This is a genomic window from Streptomyces sp. NPDC088766 (assembly GCF_044750845.1).
Taxonomy (GTDB): domain Bacteria; phylum Actinomycetota; class Actinomycetes; order Streptomycetales; family Streptomycetaceae; genus Streptomyces.
In genome coordinates this window covers 1-1,450 of the sequence record NZ_JBIVKQ010000062.1, presented here as the reverse complement: position 1 = coordinate 1,450, position 1,450 = coordinate 1, and the positions used below count along the sequence as shown (strand labels likewise).

1 protein-coding gene is annotated in these 1,450 nt (G+C 69.7%); it reads right to left on the bottom strand.

Annotation, left to right across the window (positions count from 1 at the left end; genetic code table 11):
• Window positions 1–115: 115 nt before the first annotated feature.
• Window positions 116–1,366, bottom strand: a complete 1,251-nt coding sequence (locus tag ACIP5W_RS35720) for an IS701 family transposase (RefSeq protein ID WP_401482251.1) — start codon at window positions 1,364–1,366, stop codon at window positions 116–118.
• Window positions 1,367–1,450 lie beyond the last annotated feature (84 nt).

The window sequence follows — 1,450 nt, the reverse complement described above, 5'->3', positions numbered from 1 at the left end:
CTAGTAGGGCTTGGTCAGGTTCGTATGGGTGTGGGTATGTCGCGGCGGCAGGTGGGGCAGGCGCCGGTCCAGGTGGCGAGGAGTGTCTGCAGTTCGCGGACAGCCTGGTAAAGACTCAGACCTGCGCCGCGTCTTTTGGGTCTCGGGCCAGTCGTTGCAGGGTGCAGAAGGCGTGGGCGGCGGAGACGAGGGTGACGTGGTGGTGCCAGCCGGTCCAGGTGCGGCCCTCGAAGTGGGCCAGTCCCAGAGCTTGTTTCATCTCGCGGTAGTCGTGTTCGATGCGCCAGCGGAGCTTGGCCAGCCGCACGAGCGTGGCCAGTGGCATGCCGGAGGGCAGGCTGGACAGCCAGAATTGCACCGGTTCGGGCTCGTCGGCCGGCCACTCGGCCAGCAGCCACCGCTCGGGCAGCTCCGGGCTGTCGGTGGCCCGGCGGATGCCACGTCCGGCGGGGCGGACTCTGAGGGCGGCGAACCGCGAGTACATACGTTTCAAGCCGCTGATGCCTTTGACCGGCCGGGAGCCTTCCCGCCAGGACACCGGCCGCGCCGCCGTTCGACCGGCCGCGATGACAAGGTCCTTCACGGTCTGCGGCGCATCGGGGTACTGCACTTTCGGTGGGCGGCCGGTGCCCGCGTAGGCGGGCTGGACGGGGCGGGCGTCGGCCGGATGGGCGGTGTGGCGGGAGGAGATCCCCACCGCGTAGGGCAGGTTGCGTTCGTCCAGGCCGTGGCGGAAGGCGGCGGCATCCCCGTATCCGGCGTCCGCGACGACCAGCGGGACATCGACGCCCCACGACCTGCTCTCGTCGATCATGTCCAGGGCCAGCTGCCACTTCTCCACATGCCCCACCTGGTCGGGGATGCCGCAGCGGCTGCGGCGGGCGACCTTGTCCGGATCGGCCTCGGGCGAGGCCGGGTCCCAACCCGCCGGCACGAACAGCCGCCAGTCGATCGCGGCCGAGGCACGGTCGGTGGCCAGGTGGAGCGACACCCCCACCTGGCATTTGGTGACCTTGCCCGCGGTGCCGGTGTACTGCCGCGACACACACGCCGAGGCATCCCCGTCCTTGAGGAAGCCGGTGTCGTCCACGATCAACGCCTCCGGACCGATCGCCGCGTGCATCCTCCAGGCCAGCCGGGCCCGCACATGGGCCGGATCCCACGGGCTGGAGGTGATGAAATGCGCCAGAGCCTGCCGGTTGCCGTCCTCACCGAGACGGGCCGCCATCGGCTCCACCGACTTGCGCCGCCCGTCCAGCAACAGCCCCCGCACATACGCCTGCCCCCACCGCCGCTGATCCGCACGGAAGAACCCGTCGAACAACTCCGCCGCGAACGCCTCCAGATCCTCCCGGACCCCGGTCATCTCCTCAGGTGTCACACCAGCTCAACGACACCCACGAGCAAACAGACACGCCACTCACGAGTGAAGCTGACCAAGCCCTACTAG

Coding starts and splice junctions, on each gene's coding strand:
- ACIP5W_RS35720 (WP_401482251.1), bottom strand. CDS start 1,366: ATGACCGGGGTCCGGGAGGATCTGGAGGCGTTCGCGGCGGAGTTGTTC.